Source organism: Porphyromonas miyakawae (assembly GCF_045865415.1).
Classification (GTDB): Bacteria; Bacteroidota; Bacteroidia; order Bacteroidales; family Porphyromonadaceae; genus Porphyromonas; species Porphyromonas miyakawae.
This window is the reverse complement of the sequence record NZ_BAAFSF010000001.1, coordinates 1-14,716: the sequence shown is the minus strand read 5'-3', so window position 1 is coordinate 14,716 and position 14,716 is coordinate 1. Positions and strand designations below refer to the sequence as shown.

Genomic DNA, 14,716 nt, shown 5'->3' with positions numbered 1-14,716 from the left:
ATAGCTCTCAATTAATATGGACAACTTAATCGAGTGTCACAATTTAACCCACTATTACGGCAAGCGGCTGATCTACCGTGATCTCTCTTTTGCAGTGCCTCGTGGCCGTATCCTCGGTCTGCTTGGCAAAAACGGCACAGGCAAGACCACTACAATCAATATCCTTAGTGGCTTCCTCCGTCCCAAGTCGGGAGTCTGTCGCATCCTTGGCGAAGATATAACCCGTATGCCTAACCGGCTCAGGCAGGAGATCGGACTGCTCATCGAGGGGCACGTCCAATATAGCTTTATGACTATTCGGCAGATAGAGCGCTTCTATGCACCTTTTTACCCAAAGTGGCGCAAGGAGGCCTACTATGAGCTGATGGAGCTACTCAAGGTCACCGAGAGGCAGCACCTTAGTCGCATGTCTTGTGGACAACGCTCGCAGGTCGCTCTCGGACTGCTCTTAGCACAAAACCCCAAGCTCCTCATCCTCGATGACTTCTCTATGGGATTGGACCCGGGCTATCGAAGACTCTTTGTGGACTATCTGCACCACTATGCAAAGGAGCAGGGAACTACAATCTTTCTCACCTCTCACATAATCCAGGATATGGAGCGACTGATCGATGACTGTATTATTATGGACTACGGCTCTATTCTCCTACAGCGGCCGGTTGCTGAGATTCTAAACGAAGGACGCCTTTACAGATGCACCCTCACAGACGATCGTCCTCTCCCTGAGATTGAGGGGCTGTATCACTTTGAGGCGCACCACAGATGCGGAGAGTGCTACTCATTTCTCCCAATGCCTGAGGTTGCTGAGCGGCTCACACGGGCCGGCGTCCTCTACCAAGATCTCACAGCACACGAGACGACGCTCGAAGATGCCTTTATAGGACTTACCGGTAAGTATTAACGCCTATCTATATGTTTAACTCTATAATATATAAGGAGTGGCTAAAGCTCCGACTATACGCATTGCTATCGACACTTGTCGCAATAGCTGTACCGCTCTATGGGGTGATACGCATTCATCGAGCCATCGCACTACAAGGTGCTGACCATATCTGGCTCGTGATGATACAAAAGGGAGTAGTATTCGTAGAAAGTATGCGCTACGTACCGCTCATTTTAGGCTTGCTCTGTGCTGTTGCTCAGTTTGCACCGGAGCTCTCTCGTCGGAGTCTCAAGCTTACCCTACACCTCCCTCAGTCACCGCTTTGCTCGACCTATGAGATGCTCGCCTGTGGGGTGACGCTACTGCTATGGCATACCCTATTATACATAGGTATCCTCTTTGTAGGACTGCAAGGGCTCTTGGCTTATGAACTGCTCGCCTACGTCCTCTCCGCTACATTGCCATGGATCTTGGCAGGCTTCCTCGGCTACCTCCTGATGAGCTGGATACTCTTAGAGCCCACTTGGCGCAGACGAATACTCTATACCCTGGTAGCTATACTCTTGGTACGACTCTGCTACATATCCCCCACAGCAGGCGCTTACGCACCCTTCCTGCCTACGCTACTTATCTACACCCTCCTCTCCTCCACACTGGTGTGGCTCTCTGTGAGTCGCTTCAAAGAGGGGAAACAAGACTAAAATACCATGAAGCGCATAGCCACAATATTCCTATACATCACCATTGTATTACTCCTCATCTGGCAGATCCCCTGGTGGTACAACTATCTTCAAGCAGATGGAAGCCGTGAGCCGTTTACTATCTATAGTCGGCTACTAAATGACTTTATCATCACGGATCACGATGAAGGGGCAATGACCTACCATAGCGGTAGGGGTGGACAATATAGTCGTGAGGAGGTCGATAGCCTGCTCCCCACTTTCTACTACCGTCAGCTACTCACCGATGGGCGTTTGCCCGACACGCTCTATGGCGAGGCAGTTACTCCGCAGCAGATACAGCGGGCCGGTGTCACCTTTCGCAGCTCGCCACGCACCCTTTCGGCACCTGCCGTAGCGCTCTACCCACTCCTCGAGAGTGCTTCTCGGAGAGTCAAGCTAGAGATGCCCGAAGACCTCTTCCGCATTACAGAACAAGCGATCGAGTTCGTGGATATGAAGAGTAACCGACTAAACGAGGCGAAAAGTACTCTCTATACGAAGCTCTTTCGGGAAAAAGGCTTCGCCTTTCCTGCTCAGCGAGTAGCCGGCAATGCAACTGCGAAAAAGGAGTATGACAACGGTTATCTCCTCATTGATCAGGGCGGTAAGCTCTTCCACCTCAAGCAGATGGTAGGCAAGCCCTACCTGCGGGCAATTGACCTGCCCAAGGGTGTGGAGGCTGCCGAAGCTTTCGTCTGGGAGCTGCCGAGTCGTCGGCATATCGGGCTTGTCTCCACCCGAGACCATCAGCTCTATCTGATTGAGCGGGAGGGGTATCGACTCTGTCACCTTGAGATTCCCTCGTGGAACCCACTTAGAGAGGATCTCACCATCATCGGCAATGACCTAGACAGCTACACCCTCAAGATCTCCACTGCCGATGCCACAAGCTACTATGCACTCAATGCAACAGACTATACGCTACTGAGTAAACTACAAGTAGATCACCCTGAGCGAACCATGCCCGGACTGCGCTTCACCTCTCGCTTAGATGGCTGGGTGAAACCTCGACTCAATTAACTATGAAGAGGTAAAAACCTATTAAAAGATAAGTATCGTAACTCCTTAGAATTACGATACTTATACTTTTCTAACAGTACTGTCAGAGTACTTAAAGCGGAGAGAGAGGGTTGTAAACCAAGCCTTCTAACTCCTTATATCGTAGTTGTTTATATTCCTCTAAGATTTAATTGTAGCCAAATTGTAGCCATAGGAGAGTATTTTGAGAATACTCATAGCTATTGCTGTGAGATTTGCTCGCTTGCATTTCTCGGGTTCAAAGGTACGAATAAGTAGAACAACCTCCAAATATCTGAGAATAAAATTACTCTAATTTTCTTGGCTACAATTCCAGTGCACGGTGCAAGCCCTTATATATAGATAAGGCTTGCACCGTGCACTGGCGGTCATTATATGAGATGCTACTCACTTCAGCTTATCTCATTATGACGTTCCCTAAAACAATGAGGGTTATAACCAAAAGATCTATGAAGTGCTATCGCTATGCAGAGAAGTGTGTTGATGCACACACTGGTAGAATATTACCAATGAATGGTGTTTAGATATTCGTCTATAAAGGGCTTTGAATAGGATCTTTGCAGGTGATAATTCAACAGTAGAAGAAACATGAACAAAAATCGACCCGTTAAGCCCGCAAGAGATAGACGATTGTATGTCATTTGCCCAACACTAGATATGATGTTGGCTTCGTGTGACAATGTCAAGCAAATAGCATATGATAGCGGATTAGACTACTCGAACTTTGTAAAGACTTGCAAGTTCCAAAGAGACATTCGCCTCAGTACTTATCAAAGATGTGCTGAAGCTTTTGGTATGGATACGCTCATTCTGCATTTGCCGTTAGGCGCGGTTGAATCTTTCGCCTCTGTGCAAACTCATCATGGTAATCAATGTCTTATAGTGCAGAAAGAGGACCTACTACGTATTCTTCGCCATTTTCACCCGCTTGAAATAGATGACACATTATCCAATATTGAACGTCTCATTGAGATCTTCCTGAAAGAAACCGAACATGAGCTACTGAAGAAGCTACTTCCACTTCTAGCTGAAACCTTTCAAACATTGGCAGAATCCTATGGAAACGTACAACCCTAGCACACTTCTTGATGAAATTCAAGGACTTCGAGAGGAAGTACGCCAAGTTGCAGACTTCATCAAAGAACTCAAAAGAGAGTATAGCGTCCTTGAGGAAAAGATCGAGCTAAATTCATCAGACGTTATGCGTCTATTAGGAATATCAAAAGCTTCTCTTGCTCGATGGCGAGATGCCAATGCTGTCCCATACCGCTATGTATCCTGCAATCACGTCCTTTATCCTTTTAAGGGTCTATATATAGCTGTAAAATCAGGCCGTGCGACGTTCAAAGGGTTTAGACGCATAGAAGCATTGCAACGGTTGAATGCTTACAAGGATGGTATACTGAAAGGCTATTTGGGGGAAGATGCACAAAATCTTTTTGAAGAGCTATGACACTAAAAGAAGAGGTCTTGCAGTTGACCAATCGAGGATTAGAGGTTTTCTACTTCTATATGCCAATTGACTTTGTTCCCAAGCGGAACTTTCGCAATCCTCTCTATGATGACAAACGAGCATCTTGTAATATCTATTTTGATCCTAAGTCAGACTCATATCGAATGAAAGACTTTGGAAATGAAGCATACTCAGGTGATTGCTTCTGGTTTGCTGCAACAATTTTGGGGCTTGACGTCCGATCTGAATTCAAGAAGGTTCTAGTGACTATTATCCAGGATCTAAATCTAAAGATTTCTATTGAATACAGAGGAGACACAAACATGAAAGCAGCCCGTTCCACCTATCCTAGGCAAGCCGTTGAACAGAGTCAAAAGAGGTGTACAGGGTCGATGGATAAAGTAGAATACATAGCAAACAAAAAATCGTTCCGAGTTTATGAGCGCCCCTTTACGCAAAAGGAACTTGCTTTTTGGGAGCAATATGGGATCTCCTTGGAAACATTGGAGCAATACCACGTCAAATCGTTGTCTTGCTACGAATCGGTGAGTAGAGAGGGAAAACCTTTTAAGCTCACCTCATCTTCCGAAGAACCCATTTTCTGTTACGCTCACAACGATTTCGTCAAAATATATCGCCCGAATAGTAAACTGAGGTTTCTATATGGTGGAGAAAAATCGGAAGAGTATGTATTTGGGCTAGCACGACTGCCTAATAAAGGAGATATCCTATTTATTACGGGAGGAGAAAAAGATGTCCTCTCCCTTTCTGCACACCATTTCAATGCTATTTGCTTCAATAGCGAGACTGCACAAATACCAAGAGGTATTATCGAAAGTCTTTCACTTCGCTTCTTACACCTCATCATTTTATACGACTCTGATGAAACAGGGGTCAGAGAGGCACAGAAACAGGTGGAAGCGCTTTCTGAATTTGGAGTACTTAGACTACAACTACCTTTGAGCGGTATCAAAACGGAGAAAGACATCTCTGACTACTTTGCCCTAGGCCATAGTCAGCAGGATTTAAGAGATCTTCTCGCTCGAATGTTTTCCAGCCTATACAGCGAAACAATGATGATATTGCAATCTTGTGAGATTGATTACGACAATCCTCCAGATGTTTCTAAGTCGGTTGTCTCAGTCAATGGAGTCCCTCTTGGCTCTCAGGACAATCTTTTCTGCATTACAGGTGGAGAGGGTACGGGCAAGAGTAATTACATTGGTTCTATCCTTGCAGGCACATTATGTGCTGAAAGGTTAGATTCAGAGCGAACACTAGGATTAGAAATAACTCCCAATCCAAAAGCCTTGGCTGTTTTGCACTATGACACAGAGCAGTCTGAGGCTCAACTATACAAGAATTTGGGAAAGACATTACGGAGAGCCGATGTAGAGACTGTTCCTGACTTTTACCATTCTCTATATCTAGCCTCACTTTCTCGTAAGGATCGTTTGAAACTCATTCGTGAAAGCATGGACTTGTTTCGTCATAAACATGGAGGGATACACTTAGTAGTTATTGATGGGATTGCAGACTTAGTGCGCTCTGCAAATGATGAGACCGAGAGTATCGCTGTCGTAGATGAGCTTTACAGGCTAGCGGGGATTTATAACACCTGCATCATTTGTGTATTACACTTTGTGCCAAACGGGATCAAGCTTCGTGGGCACATAGGCTCAGAATTACAACGTAAGTCAGCAGGAATTCTTTCGATTGAAAAGGATGACAATCCTGAATACTCTGTAGTCAAGGCTTTGAAAGTGAGAGATGGGAGCCCTTTAGATGTTCCTATGATGCTCTTTGGATGGGATAAAGAGCTGGGGATGCATGTCTATCGTGGTGAAAAGTCTAAGGAGGATAAGGAGAAGCGAAAAACAGACGAATTGATCTCAATTGTTACGGAGATCTTTCAAAGCAACCGCCGTCTCTCTTACCAAGAGTTGTGCGATGTTTTAATGCGAGAGCTGGGAGTCAAAGAGCGCACAGCAAAGAAGTATATATCCTATATGAGAGAGCAACGTATCTTGTCTCAAGATACTGCAGGGAATTATCAAAAAGGGGAACTATGTCATACTTAGACTATCTTACAGAAGATCCTTGGCAAAAACGACTGTTTGATAAGCTAGCGAATGTGGAAGAAAAACTAGACCAGTTGCTGGTATTACGAGAGCAAGCCATAGACGCTGCTGTACAGCCACCGCTCAAGCCTGAGTATCTTGACATCATTGATGTGTCTAGATTGCTAAAGGTTGAGCAAAAGACCATCTACAATTGGGTATGGGCGGGTAAGATTCCCTACCTCAAAGCTAATGGTCGCCTATTGTTCCTTCGTGAGGAAATTGATGAGATGCTAAAAAGAAGAGAGGAGTGGTAGATGTTAGGTTTACGCATTAACAGAAATCAGGGCGAAAGAATGAGTCAGTGAATCGTCAAGCTGACTTGAAGGAGGAATTGATAAAGTTGTTTGACAAGAGCAAGAAATACAATGAGGTACACAGCATCATTCTTGAGAAATTGCATTAGTGGGTGGAATGTACGTTCTCTTCCTCCGAGATGAAATAGTTGAAATGCTTCGCAGAAAAGAAGAAGAGTGATCAGCTTTCAGAATGAACGGCATCGTTTTCTTCGGAAAATCTGCACGTGAGTTTGAATTAAAACCAAAATGTCTACTATCGGTTTACATTTCTAAGTGATAATTCAACTACTCCTTTGAGATAACAAGAACTTACTCTATCTTTGCAGTTGGATATTTACTCTAAATGTAAACTGATAGTAGACTTATGGAGAATAAAATAAACTTGCTTCTACAAGGAGCTACTAAAAACGGGCTATTCTTTTCTAGGTGGTTATCTGAGCAAGGATATTCTAGGCAATTACTAAATAAATATCGTTCTTCAGGATGGCTAACATCGCTTTGCAATGGAGTAATGTATCGAACTGGAGAAGAATTATCCGCTTTTGGTGCATTACAGTCCTATAATGAACAACTGCATAAGGAAATGCGAATAGCAGCTCACTCTGCGCTAGAAATATATGGGTTTAATCATTACGTTCCTATGGGGAAACCTCGTTTGATGGTGACCGATAAAGAGAAGTTACCTCAATGGCTCAAGTTTGATCTGTTTGACAAAGAGTTTGAGACTTTCTCAACAACAGCATTTAGCTCACCCGAGGTTGCCACTATAAAGCATTTAGATTGGGAGCTACTCATTTCTGCCCCTGAACAAGCTTTTATGGAATGTCTTTTACTTGCTCCAAAACGATATGATTATATGGACCTATTTTATATCATGGAACAATTGACCACCCTGCGCCCCAAAGTTGTGCAAAATCTTATTGAAACGACTCAGAATTACAGAGTAAAAAGAGTATTCCTATATATGGCAGAAAAGGCAGGACACTATTGGTTTGAAGACTTAGATCTTTCTAAAGTCGACATAGGGACACATAAGTTGCAGTTAGTAAAATCGGGAGTTTACATCAGTAAATATTTAATTACTGTGCCAAAAGAATTGAATTCGTATGAATAATGAAACCTATAAGAGTCAAGTAGCACTACTTGTCCGAATAATGCCGTTGGTTTATCGCATTGAACAATTTGCGGTACATGGCGGCACGGCAATCAATCTCTTTCACAAGAATATGCCACGCTATTCTGTGGATATTGACTTGACCTATATCCCGATTGAGTCTCGAGAAGAGAGTCTCAAACACATCAATGAGCACTTGAAAACGCTAAAAGTCAATATAGAGCGAGCAATACCAGGCATTAGGGTAACACACAAACCTGATGTATGGAAACTACAATGTAGCCTCAATGGTGCTATGGTAAAGATTGAGGTTAACGGCACTAAGCGAGGAGTATTGGGAGAGGTGGAAATCGTCGAGCTTTGCACCAAAGCACAAGAAGAATTTCAAGCTTATTGTAAAGCACGCATAGTACCTTATTCTCAGCTATATGGAGGTAAGATAACGGCAGCATTGAGTAGACAGCATCCAAGAGATCTATTCGATTGTAAATACATGGAGATGCAAAGCATCGAACAAATAAAGGATGGATTCTTCTTGTGTTTATTGGGAAGTGATAAGCCTTTTGTAGAGTCCCTTGCTCCTAATCCTATTGATCAAGAAGATGCATTAGATAATCAGTTCAATGGGATGACCGATATAGAATTTACCTATACAGATTACCAAAAAGCTCGTACAGAGATAATTGGTAAGGTCAATAACTGTTTGACTGAAATAGACAAGGAGTTTCTGCTGTCATTTGAGCAAGGATCACCCAATTGGTCTCTTTGCTGTGCAGGTAATCTAAGCACTTATCCATCGGTTCAGTGGAAACTATTAAACATTAGAAAACTCAAACAACTAAACCCCAAGAAGTTTCAAGCGGGCATTGATAAACTTAGAAATCACTTTGAACCATCCAGGAAACACCTATCTAAGTGAGTAGAGCGAATAAGAACTGAGCATCCTCAAAAAATCTTAATGATCAAGACAGGTATATCAATAATGTCAAGTATAGACCAGATCTTACTTGACATTATTAATATGAACATCACAAAAATGCAGAAATCGCCTTGATGCGACCTTGGAAATATTTGCAAAATGTCCAAGGTGAAGTAGTGATAGCCAATTCATTTTATCTCCACTTAGGGCGATAGCCGTTCTTGGGAGAGTCGTTGTCGGGATTTTGAGATTGACTCTCTTGTGGCTTTATGGTTGCTTGCTCAGAAACTCGGAGCGACTGCGAAGGTTCTTCACTGGCTTGGTTAGACTGTCGCTGTTCATATGCTTCTTCGGACTCAGAAGGTGGAGCAATAGTAAGGGCAATCTTTCTATCCAGCTCGGCAGCTTGGGCTTTGAGAGAACGCAAATCCTCCTCCTTCTTCCACGAGTTATTGGCAATGGCGGTGTAGACCTCCTTATTTGCTGAAACCTTTGCTATCTCCTTCTCGTGAGATTCAATCACCTTGGGAATGCGCTCTAAAGCATTGAAGAAGTTCAGACAAGCCAACTTAGGATCATTTGCCAATTTGCCGTTATTGTAGGTGTAGTAAATACTCCCCTCGCCCTTTACGAAGAAGCGGTTCACCGATAGGTCAAATAAGTTCTGAGAGGAACTTTCCGTCTTGACCATAACAGAGAAGCCATAAAGCTCTCCAATCTTGTTGTACTCACCATTGGTACGAGCCTTTTCTTCTATCTCTTGAAGACGATGAGCAATCTCTTTGATGTCAGAACAATCCTCTACGCCTTTAATTGAAAGTCGATTGAGTGGGTTGCCTTCAGCATCTCGTTCCACTCGTTGCTCAAAGCAAGCTAAGTCTTTCTTCGCCTCTTGTATCTTGCCTGTGTGATAAGAGAGCGAATGATCAATCTCAGCCAACTTACCTACAGCTCCATTTCGCTCACGAAGAAAGTTCTTACGTTCTGATTCTAATGCGGTAATCTTCTTGTCTAGCTTTGCCTTTTCCAAAAGGTCTGTATTGCCCGACAGCACAGCCACATACTCTGAGAAGTTCATACCACTATCTTCATCCATTGAACCTTCATCGATGGTACGCATACCGAGTTGATTGCTCTTCAACTGATTGATGAAAAGCTGCTTGTTGTGTAGCAGGTTGAACTTATAGCTGTCCAACGAACGCTCCACTGCATATATAATCACATCGACCTTGTTGTCGGCAAACTCCTTGGCAACCAAATTGCCCTTTCGGATAGCTCGTCCGTTGCGTTGCTCTAAGTCTGACGGTCTCCAAGGGGTGTCAAGATGATGTATAGCCACAGCTCGTTGCTGGGCATTGACACCCGTGCCCAACATAGATGTAGAGCCGAAGATGATACGTATATCGCCCCTATTCATCGCTTCCACCATCGCTTTCTTCGCTTTCTCATTCTTGCACTCTTGAATGAAGCGAATCTCGTGAGATGGGATGTGATACTCCTCTACCAACTTACGCTTAATCTCCGAGTAAACATTCCACTCGCCTAGCTTGTAAGTACCCAAGTCACTGAAGACAAACTGTGTTCCTTTCTGCTCGTTATACTTCTGATAGTAGTTATTGAGGAGCTTGGCACAGTGGCTGGCTTTGTTGTCTATATGGTCCGAATACTTTTCTAGGTCTATCATTCGCATATCCAAGCTCATCTTCCGGGCATAGTCCGTTGCGATTAGCATCTTGGCTTTCTCTTCCTTTTCCGATAGCTCATCTCGTCCTAAAAGGGTTGCATCCCCTGTCTTGGCGAACTCCATCAACTTGCCGATAAACTCTTCCTGCTCGGGCGTGGGCGGTATGTTATGCAATATCTCGTTCTTCTCTGGACGGTCGATGCCGATATCCTTAGCGGTACGATAGTCACAAATCTCCGCATAGAAGGCTGCCAGCTCTGGAACCTTGATGAAGGTTCTGAAGCGTTCCTTCTGTATGATGTCATTGGTGATGGAGAACTCGTAATCGGTAGACTTCTTCGCAAAGACAGCAGCCCAAGCATCAAAGCTATTGATGCCTTGCTTTTCGAGTGCTTGAGGACGTAGGTACTTGAAGAGCAGATAGAGCTCTGTGAGTGAGTTGCTGATGGTCGTGCCACTGAGAAAAGTAGCTCCTAAGTCTTTACCCGACCGCTCCTGAATGGTACGTATGGCAAAAAGCATATTGAGTGCACGCTGTGACCCTTCTGGATTACCTAAGCCAGAGACTCGGTCGTGACGGGTGTTGAACATCAAGTTCTTAAACTGATGACTCTCGTCCACAAAGAGGTGATCGATACCCATCATTTTGAAGTCCACTGCATCATCCTTACGCTCAGCAATGCTATCTTGAATGCCTTGTAGTTTGGCTTCGAGGGTCTGCTTTCGCTTCTCCAATCCCTTGAGCATCGCTCGGGAAATGTCTGCCCCTTGCTGACGAAGGACTTCTAGGTTTTCCTCTATAGAGTCTTTCTCCTTTTGCAAGATTACCTCTTGTATCTCTAGAGCTTGAGGTATCATCCCAAACTGCTCATGGGTCAATATGATGCAATCCCAATCGTTGTTCTTGATGTCGTTAAAGATGCGTTGGCGGTTTTGCTTATTGAAGTCGTTCTTGCCTGGATAAAGAACTCTAGCATTGGGATAAGCCTTTCTAAAAGTGTCGGCAATATCAAAGACATTTGCTTTTAGTCCGATAATCATCGGCTTGTTTGCTAAGCCCAAGCGCTTCATCTCATAGGCTGCTGCACACATGATGAGGGTCTTACCAGCCCCTACTTCATGGTCACAAATACCCCCGCCATTGGTTTTGAGCATCCATACGGCATCCTTCTGACTCTTATAGAGGTCAGAGATACCTAGTCCTTTCAGATTTAGGTCGGGAAAGGATTGATGCGCACCGTCAAAGTTGGGGCGCACGAAGCAGTTAAATAGCTTATTATATCTGTCGGATAGTTGTTGCTTAAAGCTCTCTGGCGTTCTGCCTAGCCAATCCACAAAGCCCTGACGTATCTCCTCTATCTTAGCATTAGCCATCTGTATCGCATGTCCATCACGTACTTTGATAGTTTTCGTTTCGCCTGTCTCTAGATCTCGTACCTCTTTGTTTTTATTGATATCGGGGATGGTATTGTGTAGCGCATGCTTTAAGAGATTAAGTCCATCATAGCGTCTGAACTCTCCCTGCACAGCATACTTATGCCAAATGTTGCCATTGCGTCTATCACATTGCAAAACATATTCATCCATCGTACTCTGATAGGAGACGGTGATCTCTGTCTCAAAGAACTCTGAGGCAAAGGCGCTATAGACTTTAGCCGGTATCCACCGCTCCCCAAGATTGAAGTCAAGATCAGCAAAGGGTATCGGTGTAGGTGTGGCAGCCCGTAGGGCAGCTAAGCTTTGCTGTGCTTCTTCATGATCGGGATGTTCTAGTAGCCACGACTCAATCTGCTCGCTCTTCTCTATTACATTGCCTGAGATAAACTTGTCTGCCACTTCGTAGCCATCTACTTCTGGATTGTAGTAGATACGTCCCTCTAGAGCTGAGATAATGTCACTCTCCTCCATCTCAGGGAGGAGCGAACTCATATAGTCTAGCTCCACAGAGCCATACTTATTCAGAGAAGAGACGAGAGCTTCCGTGGGGTCGGCAGCTACTGTCACCTCTGTAGTGGCAAAGACGGTAGGATGGTCAAATATGTCTGCCTTGATGTATTCCCCCTTATCGGATCGCTCTAAGAAGAGTATCTCGACCCCAGTTGCGTCCATCTTGATGAGGTCTGTATTGCTCTTCTGATTGAGATACCCCCAGCGACTGACGAAGTCGTCATAGAGCCGATTGAGTTTTATACGCTCCTCGCTATCCTCACATCTATTGTTCGCTTCGTAGTCGTATAGCCGATGGTAACTTTCTCGTATCTCGATGTACGCTTTGAGCTTGGTTAGGCGCTCATAGGGCAAGTCCATCGGATGAAAGGTAGGCTGTCGCTTCAGATTCGAGAGATACCCCACTTGTCCATTTTGCAGCACGATCGACCCATCTCGTAGATGCGAGTCGGGCAAAGAGAGGAATGGACGAGGTGAAGCATCAAACGACTTCTTAACCTCTGTAACTGGCTGTACTTCTCTCTCCACTTCTGCAAAGTCAAATAGAGATGGCTGCTCGATTGAGGAGAGCTTAGTACTTATTCTTGCTCTTGGACGCTTTACTGAGCTTTGCTTGGGCTTAGAAACTGTCTGTTGCTTATTGACCTCTTTGATCTCCTTGTTAACACGAGCGACCTCCTGCGTCCAAAGTTCGTACTCTTCGGGAGCAAATAAATAACCCGCTTGTTCCAGACCGACATCTGTAGTATCCATCACGGGATGATGGTCGTCATCAAAGTAGACCATCTGTCCGCCCATCTCTCGTGGGGCTTCTAGGTCTGTACGTATATCCGCTTCGTATTGATGCTGTAGCGTTAGAGCTGGCACACCTTTGGGTGCTGGTTCTAACATTGAAGAGACTTGCTCCTGCTGGGTGGGTTCTACCAATTCACTCTTTTCGATGGAGTTGACGGAAGTTCCCTCTGAAGGGGACTTATCCACGACCTCTTCCGTTTGGGTTTCTGTTTGTACCACCTCTTTGCTATACCGTCCTTGGACAAGCTCCTCTAGCTCGGCTATCTTATGCAATGCTGTAGGTGAAAAGTGAAGGTCACGCTCAATCCCCAAGCCATGTATCTTAACCTCTTTCATTTCGTCCAAGGAGATATAACCGAGCTCCCAACCGTAACCCATTGTAACTGCTCCGAACCCAAGACGTTCTTCTGGATTGTACTCTAAGAGGTAGGCTGTATAGGCACCCAGCGGGAAGAAGTATCGGACATAAGCTATACGATCGCCAATAAGTTGCTTCTCGGTGTCATATAGTTTGGGGAGTTGTCCCTTGATGCTATCAGGCATTAGAGCATAAGCGTTGTCTGTTTCTTGCTCCTCGTCTACTTTAGGCTCCACCCCAGGCAATCCGACCGTTACGCCCAGCTTACGCAATTGCTTCTCGGCTTCATTCTGTCGCTCCTCCTCGCTCATCGCTATTCCCGTCTCATAGAGCTTGCGGTCAAAACGTGCTGTCACATCTTGTGTGAGCTGTATTCGGAGACTCTCAGCCATATCCTCCATAGTTCCCTCAAAGCGATATTTCCAAGCTGGCTTGCCGTAAGGGTCTCTACCCAGCTCACGACTGGTAGCTATGGTGCGAGGTGCCACATCATCCCACGAGCCTTCGAAAAGTGAGTTGTGGTTGAATGCCATAGTAAAACCATCCCCCTTGGGTACGGCGACTGTCTGAATAAACTGCTTCTCCAGGCCCTCGCCAATCTCTTTGCCTGACTGCTTTTGCAAGACAATCAAGTCGCTTCCGACTTCAGTTCCTGCTTGCTCGTTAAACATACCTGATGGCAGACGGATAGCAGAGATGAGTCGGCTGTTTTGCATCAGATAGCGTCTGATTGGCTCATTTAGAGCTGCATCGAGTACGCCTTGTGAAGTGATAAATGCAATGAGACCACCCTCTCTAGTACAGTCCAAGCCCTTTACGAAGAAGTAATTATGAATGGCTCGTGTTGACTCCTTTTTGAAAAGATCATTCCCCCTACTATACTCACGGTCATAGACCATAAAGTCTCCAAAGGGGATGTTGCTGGTTACAAGGTCATACTTCTCCGTCTCTTCTAGGGGTGCTATCGCTTCAAAGGGTTCATTTCGCACGAAGATGTTGCCCTCGCCATAAGGGTGCAACGCTTGACTGATGCGAGCCGTGAGCAGATCTTTCTCCAAGGCATCAACAATGCCCGTCTGCTTGGCAAATGTTTCGGCAAAAGCCCCCATCCCCGAGGAGGGGTCAAGGCACCGTTTGAGCGTTGCACCACTTGTTGCGAGAGCATCTGAAATAGCAGAGACGATACGTCTATCTGTATAAAATGAGGTGAGCACACTCGCCTTGATGCTCTCCCAATACCGCTTAGCGGTGTGAGCATCGACCGCTTCCCGATAGATCATCTGCTTGAGCTGCTGTGTCGGAGCAAAGAGTTCTTGCTCCGACTTACTCCAATAGCGGATGTCCGCTGGTGTGTCTGTGCGGTTCAACACGCACTTCAGACCTC

The 14,716-nt window shown here is 45.2% G+C and carries 10 protein-coding genes; 9 read left to right on the top strand and 1 reads right to left on the bottom strand.

The window, feature by feature from the left end:
• The first annotated feature begins 16 nt into the window (after positions 1-16).
• From ACLWMH_RS00050 to ACLWMH_RS00010, 9 genes are all read left to right on the top strand, one after another.
• The gene (locus ACLWMH_RS00050; protein WP_411914737.1) at positions 17-901 is read left to right on the top strand and encodes an ABC transporter ATP-binding protein; all 885 of its coding nucleotides are present in this window, start codon (positions 17-19) and stop codon (positions 899-901) included.
• Between the two features lie 11 nt (positions 902-912).
• Positions 913-1,584, top strand: a complete 672-nt coding sequence (locus tag ACLWMH_RS00045) for a hypothetical protein (protein WP_411914736.1) — start codon at positions 913-915, stop codon at positions 1,582-1,584.
• A gap of 6 nt (positions 1,585-1,590) precedes the next feature.
• Positions 1,591-2,625: a DUF4857 domain-containing protein gene (locus ACLWMH_RS00040; protein WP_411914735.1), complete on the top strand. Its 1,035-nt coding sequence runs from the start codon at positions 1,591-1,593 to the stop codon at positions 2,623-2,625.
• A 675-nt stretch (positions 2,626-3,300) separates the two neighbouring features.
• On the top strand, positions 3,301-3,720 hold the full coding sequence (locus tag ACLWMH_RS00035) for a P-loop NTPase family protein (RefSeq protein WP_411914734.1): 420 nt from the start codon (positions 3,301-3,303) through the stop codon (positions 3,718-3,720).
• The gene (locus ACLWMH_RS00030) at positions 3,701-4,096 is read left to right on the top strand and encodes a hypothetical protein (protein WP_025883864.1); all 396 of its coding nucleotides are present in this window, start codon (positions 3,701-3,703) and stop codon (positions 4,094-4,096) included. Before ACLWMH_RS00035 ends, ACLWMH_RS00030 begins: the two co-directional genes overlap by 20 nt.
• Positions 4,093-6,177: a bifunctional DNA primase/helicase gene (locus tag ACLWMH_RS00025; protein WP_244400373.1), complete on the top strand. Its 2,085-nt coding sequence runs from the start codon at positions 4,093-4,095 to the stop codon at positions 6,175-6,177. Before ACLWMH_RS00030 ends, ACLWMH_RS00025 begins: the two co-directional genes overlap by 4 nt.
• On the top strand, positions 6,165-6,473 hold the full coding sequence (locus ACLWMH_RS00020) for a helix-turn-helix domain-containing protein (protein WP_244400372.1): 309 nt from the start codon (positions 6,165-6,167) through the stop codon (positions 6,471-6,473). Before ACLWMH_RS00025 ends, ACLWMH_RS00020 begins: the two co-directional genes overlap by 13 nt.
• Before the next feature lie 406 nt (positions 6,474-6,879).
• Positions 6,880-7,629, top strand: a complete 750-nt coding sequence (locus ACLWMH_RS00015; protein WP_244400371.1) for a type IV toxin-antitoxin system AbiEi family antitoxin — start codon at positions 6,880-6,882, stop codon at positions 7,627-7,629.
• Positions 7,622-8,548 (top strand): nucleotidyl transferase AbiEii/AbiGii toxin family protein, encoded by a 927-nt coding sequence (locus tag ACLWMH_RS00010; RefSeq protein ID WP_244400370.1) that lies wholly within the window; start codon positions 7,622-7,624, stop codon positions 8,546-8,548. Before ACLWMH_RS00015 ends, ACLWMH_RS00010 begins: the two co-directional genes overlap by 8 nt.
• 193 nt (positions 8,549-8,741) lie before the next feature.
• Here the strand turns inward: ACLWMH_RS00010 and ACLWMH_RS00005 are convergent.
• Positions 8,742-14,716: helicase-related protein (locus tag ACLWMH_RS00005; RefSeq protein WP_411914733.1), on the bottom strand; the 5,975-nt coding region annotated here is incomplete at its 5' end.